General features: G+C 63.9%; 4 protein-coding genes and 1 pseudogene. 3 read left to right on the plus strand and 2 right to left on the minus strand.

From position 1 onward, the window contains the following. Positions 1 to 762: 762 nt before the first annotated feature. Positions 763 to 2,235: an efflux transporter outer membrane subunit gene (locus U5A56_RS22695; protein ID WP_415749226.1), complete on the minus strand. Its 1,473-nt coding sequence runs from the start codon at positions 2,233 to 2,235 to the stop codon at positions 763 to 765. A 92-nt stretch (positions 2,236 to 2,327) separates the two neighbouring features. On the opposite strand from U5A56_RS22695, the gene U5A56_RS22700 reads away from it, so the two are divergent. The 3 genes from U5A56_RS22700 to U5A56_RS22710 all read left to right on the plus strand — a co-directional run bounded on the left by U5A56_RS22700 (position 2,328) and on the right by U5A56_RS22710 (position 7,244). Beyond that, a complete protein-coding gene (locus U5A56_RS22700) occupies positions 2,328 to 2,945 on the plus strand; it encodes a TetR/AcrR family transcriptional regulator (RefSeq protein ID WP_044843507.1) in 618 nt (205 codons plus the stop codon). A 76-nt stretch (positions 2,946 to 3,021) separates the two neighbouring features. Beyond that, positions 3,022 to 4,149, plus strand: coding sequence for an efflux RND transporter periplasmic adaptor subunit (locus U5A56_RS22705; protein ID WP_321924694.1), 1,128 nt, complete (start codon positions 3,022 to 3,024; stop codon positions 4,147 to 4,149). After that, positions 4,146 to 7,244 carry an efflux RND transporter permease subunit gene (locus tag U5A56_RS22710; protein WP_321924696.1) on the plus strand — a complete coding sequence of 1,033 codons (3,099 nt, stop codon included), beginning with the start codon at positions 4,146 to 4,148 and terminating at the stop codon, positions 7,242 to 7,244. The genes U5A56_RS22705 and U5A56_RS22710 overlap by 4 nt, the downstream gene beginning before the upstream one ends. Positions 7,245 to 7,329: 85 nt before the next feature. On the opposite strand, the pseudogene U5A56_RS22715 reads toward U5A56_RS22710, so the two are convergent. Beyond that, positions 7,330 to 7,644 (minus strand): annotated as a pseudogene (locus U5A56_RS22715) (helix-turn-helix domain-containing protein); the annotation flags it as partial. Positions 7,645 to 7,748 lie beyond the last annotated feature (104 nt).

A 7,748-nucleotide genomic window follows, 5' to 3' on the forward strand; every position in this document is an offset into this window, starting at 1 on the left:
GTTCGAACACCCACCGTGAACCAACAGTCTTGCGTCGCGGGAACAAATGCGGGAAAGAACGGGGCGGCCGCGACGGCGATCGTTGCGGCGGAAGGGGAATCGACGCGGCTGCGAACGAAGCAGCAATCGGGGGCGACACCGCGCGTCGAATCGCCGTGAAATCCGGGATTCGTGCGAAGAAGTACTGTCAATGCTGCGCGATGGTGTGCTCGGACACGTCGGGTACTTCGAGGGTTTATCGAATCTATCCGGATAACTTTTCTTATCACAATAGCATTGATATGAATCGAAACCGGCGAGTACGAAAACGCGTCTGACCTGACCTGCATACGCTTCCTGTGCCTTCCGCGGCTCAGGCTTGCTCATCTGCTGGCGCATCGAATGGAACTGCAATCACGGCAACGGTCCGTACGTCTCCGTTTTCTCGCTTACGTCGGCCGCCGACTCAAGCCTCGGAGAACAGTCAGGCAAGGTGCGGTTCGAGATCGGGGAGAGCATCTGCGTGCCGATCTCCGAGCCGGTCTGGCGTCGAGGGCTTGGGTTCCGCGACCAACCTGGCCGATGTCTGACCGACCCGATACCGCGGCAGATCGATGGACGACGCCTTGATCATCGCCATCGAGTTGCTGCACATCGCATTCCGTGTGCGCTTTGGACGAAAGACCGAATCCCCGCGAGCAATCAATTCGCCCGCGATGCGCGATTGCGCGAACCAGGAACGTGCGCAGGCTCCATTGCGCGCGCCAGTGCAGGGCGGCGGCGTCAGCGTGAGGTCAACGACGTCTGCGCATCGTGCGATGTCGGGTCCCAGCCGCCGCCGAGCGCCTTGAACGTCGAGATCGCTGCACGAGCGGATTCCGTCTGTGCCTGTGCACGCGCGTCGGCGGCCTGGAGCAGGGTCTCGTTGGCGTGCAATACGTCGATGAAACTCGCTGCACCGCTGCGGTACGCGGTCATCGAGGAATCCTTGGCGCGGGAAAACGACGACTCGGCGTGCGACAGCGTGGCAGCCTGCGCCTCTCGATTCACCAATGACGAGAGCGAGTTTTCGACGTCCTCGGAGGCGCGGAGCACGGCCTGCCGGTATGCCGCGAGCGCCTGCGCGTCGGCGCCTTTCGCCGCGTCGACATCGGCACTGATGCGGGCGAAATCGAACAGTCGCCAGCGCAGCCCGACGAGGCCGGCCGCCTGGTTGGCGCCGCCCGAGAACAACGTACCGGCGGCGGCCGAAGTCGCGCTGCCGAGGAAGGCGTTCAGCGAGACCGTCGGGTAGTACTCGCCGATCGCAGCGCCGATGCGCGCATTGGCGGCGGCGAGGTGACGTTCGGCGGCGATCAGATCGGGACGTCTTTGCAGCAGATCGGCTGGCGTGCCCATTTCCGCGAGCGCCGGCGCGACGGGGATCGGGAAAGGCGAGCCCAGCTCTGCGCGGTGCGTGCCAGGAGGTGTACCGAGCATCACGTCGAGGGCGTTCGACGCCGCATCGAGCGCCGCGAGGAGGACGGGCACGCTGGCCTGCACCTGGTCGAGCGCACCTTGCGCCTGCTGAACCTGATAGTCGGCTGCCGCGCCCTTCGAATACAGGAGTTTCACGTCTGCGAGAAGCGCCTGCTGCGTCTGCACCTGCCGGGTCGCGATATCCAGACGGGCCTGGAGCCCTCGGATCGTGACGTAGATATCGGCAGTCTGGGCCGCGACGGCAAGCCGGGTGGCAACTGCCGCCGCCTGCGTTGCCGAGTAATCGGCGAGCGCGGCTTCACGCTGACGGCGCAGACCGCCAAAAATGTCGATCTCCCAACCGGCCTCCAGGTTGGTTTCGTACGCGGTGCCCCAGCGCTCGTACCCCGGCGTGGCGTTGAGCAATCGCCCCAACGGCGTATCGACAGACTGATAGGCTCGTGCCGCCGATGCAGAAACCGAGGCCGACGGCAGGAGCGCCGCGTTGGCCGTGCCGAGGCGCGCGCGCGCCTGAGTGATTTGCGCGACGGCCTGGACCAGGTCCAGGTTCTCGGCCAGCGCCAGCGAAACGTAATGCGCGAGCAGCGGGTCGTTGAAGCTTTCCCACCATGCGGACAGGTCGGCAACCGGAGCCTTTGCCGCGCGGGCGGGCGGCTGGGTCATGTAGTGCTGCGCCAGCGGCGCATCCGGGCGGTGGTAGTCGGGACCCACGGCGCACGCCGAAAGGGCGGCGACGCTAGTCAGGAGAACAAGTGGACGGCGCAAGGGCATGATCATCTCGGGAGCGACAACGGGAGAGGAAATATAGTGACCAATATACAATATGGTCACACGTTGTCAACTGACGATCGTCGGACTAAGCTTGACGCATGAACAAACCGACTCCCTCCACCTCTTCGTCCCGTGGCCCCTCGGACCACGAAGTTCGCGCCCAGATCGTCGACGCCGCAACGGAATACTTCAGCCGCTACGGCTACGAAAAAACCACGGTCTCCGACCTCGCGAAGGAAATCGGGTTTTCAAAAGCCTATATTTACAAGTTTTTCGACTCCAAACAGGCGATCGGTCAGGTCATCTGCGCCAATCGGCTCGCCGCGATCGTGGCCGCGGTCAGCGAAAATGTCGACGGCGCGCACGGGGCAACCGAGAAATTTCGCCGTATGTTCAAGACCTTGCTTGCGTCTGGAAGCCAGCTTTTCTTCCAGGATCGCAAGCTCTACGATATCGCCGCCGAGGCGGCCGCATCGCCCTGGCCCTCCGTCAAAGGCTACGAGGACCAGATCCGGCAACTCATCGCCGATATCCTGCGACTCGGACGCGAAACCGGCGAATTCGAACGCAAGACGCCGCCAGACGAAGCGGTGAATGCGATCTTTCTGGTGATGAAGCCTTACTTCAATCCGTTGATGCTCCAGTACAACCTCGATGGTGCGGAAGAGGCGACGGCCCAACTCGCGAACCTCGTCCTTAGAAGTCTCGCTCCCTGAATCCTATTGTGACTATTGACTGATTTGGTCACTGGTATCAGAATGAGGTCTCCTGTTCTTTGCGAGAGGGGATCTCATGTTCCGGCGCCATCGTCTTGTCTACACATTGGGCCTGGCTTCGCTTGCGCTCGCAGCATGCGGCGAGCATCCGGCTGCTGATCCGCGTACCGAAGCGCCACTTGTGCGTACAAGCGCCGTTCACGGCGCGGCGGGTACGACCCGGTCGTTTTCGGGTGTCGTGGGCGCCCGCGTTCAGAGCGATCTCGGTTTCCGCGTTCAGGGTAAAGTCATCGAGCGACTGGTCGACGCGGGCCAAACGGTCAAGCGCGGCCAGCCCCTGATGCGCATCGATCCGATCGATCTCGGGCTGCAGGCCCGTGCGCAGCAGAAACTCGTGGACGCTGCGCAGGCGCGCGCGACGCAGACGGCTGCCGACGAGGCGCGGTATCGGGATCTCGTCGGGGCGGGTGCGGTGTCGGCATCGACCTACGACCAGCTCAAGGCGGCCGCCGATTCCGCCAGGGCCCAGCTCGTCGCAGCGCAGGCGCAGGCCGTGCTAGCCAACAATGCTTCCGGATACGCCGTCGTCATGGCGGACGCCGACGGCGTGGTGGTCGAGACGCTGGCGGAGCCGGGCCAGGTCGTCGCGCCGGGACAAATCGTCGTGCGGCTCGCGCATGCCGGCCCCCGCGAGGCCGTCGTCCAGCTTCCCGAGACGCTGCGTCCCGCGTCCGGCTCGATTGCCACGGCGACGCTTTACGGCGCGGACCAGAAGCCCGTTCCCGCCGTCCTGCGCCAGCTCTCCGATTCTGCGGATCGGCTGACACGGACCTACGAGGCCAGATACGTCCTCGAGGGCGCGCTCTCGAATGCACCGCTCGGCGCGACCGTGACCATCGATCTCGCCGGCAATGCCGGTCAGACACAGGCCGGCATGGTGGTACCGGTCGGCGCCTTGTTCGATCCGGGCACGGGAACCGGCACCGGCGTCTGGACCGTCGATCGATCTCAATCGCGTGTGACCTGGCACAAGGTTCGTGTCACCGCATTGAGCGACGACAGTGCGACGGTGACTGGCGATCTTCGCGAAGGCGACCAGGTCGTCGCGCTCGGTGCCCAGTTGTTGCACGATGGAGAGCGCGTGCGTCTCGCCAACGACAAGCTGGCCGCGGCATCCGTCTCCACGCAAGGAGCAGCGCAATGAGCGGCTTCAATTTGTCGGCTCTTGCGGTGCGGGAGCGCTCGGTCACGCTGTTTCTGATCATCCTGATTTCGATCGCCGGCGTGATTGCCTTCCTGAAACTGGGGCGGGCCGAAGATCCGCCATTCACCGTCAAGTCGATGACGGTCATTACGGCATGGCCCGGCGCGACCGCGCAGGAAATGCAGGACCAGGTGGCCGAGCCGCTCGAAAAGCGCATGCAGGAGCTGCGCTGGTACGACCGGACCGAGACCTATACGCGTCCGGGGCTGGCCTTCACCACCGTGACCTTGCTCGACAGTACGCCGCCCGCGGACGTGCCCGAGGAGTTCTATCAGGCGCGCAAGAAGCTGCACGACGAAGCGGGCAACCTGCCGCCCGGCGTGATCGGCCCGCTCGTCAATGATGAGTATTCCGACGTAACGTTCGCGCTGTTCGCGCTCAAGGCGAAAGGCGAGCCGCAACGATTGCTGGTGCGCGACGCCGAGGGGTTACGCCAGCGGCTTCTTCATGTGCCGGGCGTCAAGAAGGTGAACATCATCGGCGAGCAGGCGGAACGGATCTACGTGTCGTTTTCGCACGACCGGCTCGCGACGCTCGGCGTGACCCCGCAGGAGATCTTTGCCGCGCTGAACAACCAGAACGTTCTCACGCCGGCTGGTTCGATCGATACGGCGGGCGCGCAGGTCTTCATTCGTGTCGAAGGCGCCTTCGACAAGCTGCAGACCATCCGTGACACGCCGATCGTCGTTCAGGGCCGCACACTGAAGCTCTCCGATGTGGCGACCGTCGAACGCGGTTACGAAGACCCGGCCACGTTCCAGATTCGCAACAAAGGCGAACCGGCGTTGCTCCTCGGCGTCGTGATGCGGGACGGCTGGAACGGGCTCAATCTCGGCAAGGCGCTCGACGCGGAAGTCGCATCGATCAATGCCGGGCTGCCGCTGGGCGTGAGCCTCACGAAGGTGACCGACCAGGCCGTCAACATCCATTCGGCCATCGACGAATTCATGGTGAAGTTCTTTGTCGCGCTGCTCGTGGTGATGGTCGTGAGCTTCGCGAGCATGGGATGGCGTGTCGGCATCGTCGTGTCGGCGGCGGTGCCGCTGACACTCGCGGGCGTCTTCGTCGTCATGGCCGCAACGGGCAAGAGCTTCGACCGCATCACGCTCGGTTCGCTGATTCTCGCGCTCGGCCTGCTCGTCGACGACGCGATCATCGCCATCGAAATGATGGTCGTGAAAATGGAGGAGGGCTATAGCCGCGTCCAGGCATCAGCTTACGCGTGGAGCCACACGGCCGCACCGATGCTGTCGGGCACGCTGGTCACGGCTGTCGGCTTCATGCCGAATGGCTTTGCGCGCTCGACGGCCGGCGAATACACCAGCAACATGTTCTGGATCGTCGGCATCGCGTTGGTCACCTCGTGGATCGTGGCCGTCGTCTTCACACCGTACCTCGGCGTCAAGCTGTTACCCGACATCGCCGTGATCGAAGGCGGCCACGAGGCGATCTACAACACGCCGAACTACCGGCGCTTTCGCCGCTTCCTCGGGCGCGTGGTCGCGCGCAAGTGGATGGTCGCCGGGATCGTGGTGGCATCGTTCGTGGTCGCCGTGATGGGCATGGGGCTCGTGAAGAAGCAATTCTTCCCGACTTCCGATCGCCCGGAAGTGCTCGTCGAAGTGCAGATGCCCTATGGGACTTCGATCGAGCAGACCGCGTCGGCAACGGAAAAAGTCGAGGCATGGCTCGCGAAGCAGCCGGAAGCGCAGATCGTGACCTCGTACATCGGGCAGGGCGCTCCGCGCTTCTATCTGGCCATGTCTCCGGAGTTGCCGGATTCGTCCTTCTCGAAGATCGTGATCCGCACGAATGACGAGCGACAACGGGAAGCGCTCAAATTCCGTCTGCGCAAGGTCATCGCGGAAGGGTTGGTGCCCGGTGCGCAGGTTCGCGTCACGCAGCTGGTGTTCGGCCCTTACTCGCCTTACCCCGTTGCGTTCAGGGTCATGGGCCCGGACGCCCAGACGTTGCGCACCATCGCCGCACAGGTCGAACGGACCATGAACGCCAGCCCGATGATGCGAACGGTGAACGCCGATTGGGGGCCGCGCGTTCCCACCGTGCATTTCACGCTCGATCAAAATCGTCTCGGGGCGTTCGGACTGACGTCCAGCTCGGTCGCGCAGCAACTGCAATTCCTGCTGACCGGCATTCCCGTCACGCACGTGCGCGAGGACATTCGTTCCGTGGAGCTCGTCGCGCGTTCGGCGGGCGACATCCGGCTCGACCCGCAACGGATCGACGGATTCACGCTGATCGGCGCCGCAGGGCAGCGGGTGCCGCTCTCGCAGGTCGGCAAAGTCGACATCCGCATGGAGGATCCGGTCCTGCGCCGGCGCGACCGAACGCCGACGATCACCGTGCGCGGCGATATCGCCGAAGGGTTGCAACCGCCCGATGTGTCGACCGCGATGCTCGCGCAGCTTCAGCCCATCATCGCGAAGCTGCCGGGCGGCTACCGGATCGAGGAAGCCGGCTCCATCGAGGAGGCCAACAAGGCGACAACTGCGCTCGCGCCGCTGTTCCCGATCATGATCGCGCTGACGCTGCTCATCATCATTTTTCAGACCCGCTCGATTTCCGCCACGATGATGGTGTTCGCGACCAGTCCGCTGGGATTGATCGGTGTGGTGCCGACACTCCTGCTGTTCAATCAGGCATTCGGCATCAACGCATTGGTGGGACTCATTGCGCTCTCCGGCATCCTGATGCGCAACACGCTGATCCTGATCGGCCAGATCGAAGAGAACGCGCGCGCGGGCATGACGCCGTTCGATGCGGTGGTGGAGGCCACGCTGCAGCGCTCGAGGCCCGTGATCCTGACCGCGGTTGCCGCGATGCTTGCGTTCATTCCGCTGACCCATTCCGTGTTCTGGGGCACGCTGGCTTATACGCTTATCGGAGGAACATTCGCCGGAACGGTTCTGACGTTGGTGTTTCTGCCGGCTATGTACTCGATCTGGTTCAAGATCCGTCCCGGGGCAGGGGAAAACAATCCTGCGCTCGAACCCAGCGCCAGCGTGACGACGTAGGCAGGTGCGCTCCGGGCGATGACGGTCTCGCCCGGGGCCGTCGATGTGAACCAGCAACGATGCGTCCGGACGGAAGGCAACTCCGCCCGTGACATTCCGGGAGCTTCTCGCAGGCCAGCGTCGGGCCAAAATCGGCGTAGCGATCACGGATGATCGACAGTGCCCGGTCGGCCAGATCAGCGTCCAGCCGCCGATTACCGGGACGCCCACGCTTGCGCGAAGCCAGTCCGGCGGCGCCAGACTCACGGTAACGATCCACCAGACGCTGGAGCTGACGCACGGTCACGCCCAGTCGTTCGGCCGCGCGCCACGGCTTGAGCTTGCCGTCCGCCACGTCCTGAATGACCTTGAATCGGTCCAGCTCGCGCATCGTCATCGTGATCCGTTCCGTTCCAGCCATCAAAGCCTCCGGCGCTGGATTCCCAGCGGCCGATCAGCTTACGATGGGTCGAAAAGCGGACATTTGAACTTGGCTAGAAGCGGACATTACAACTTTGCTCCTAC

The organism is Burkholderia sp. BCC1998 (assembly GCF_905339875.1).
GTDB lineage: Bacteria > Pseudomonadota > Gammaproteobacteria > Burkholderiales > Burkholderiaceae > Burkholderia.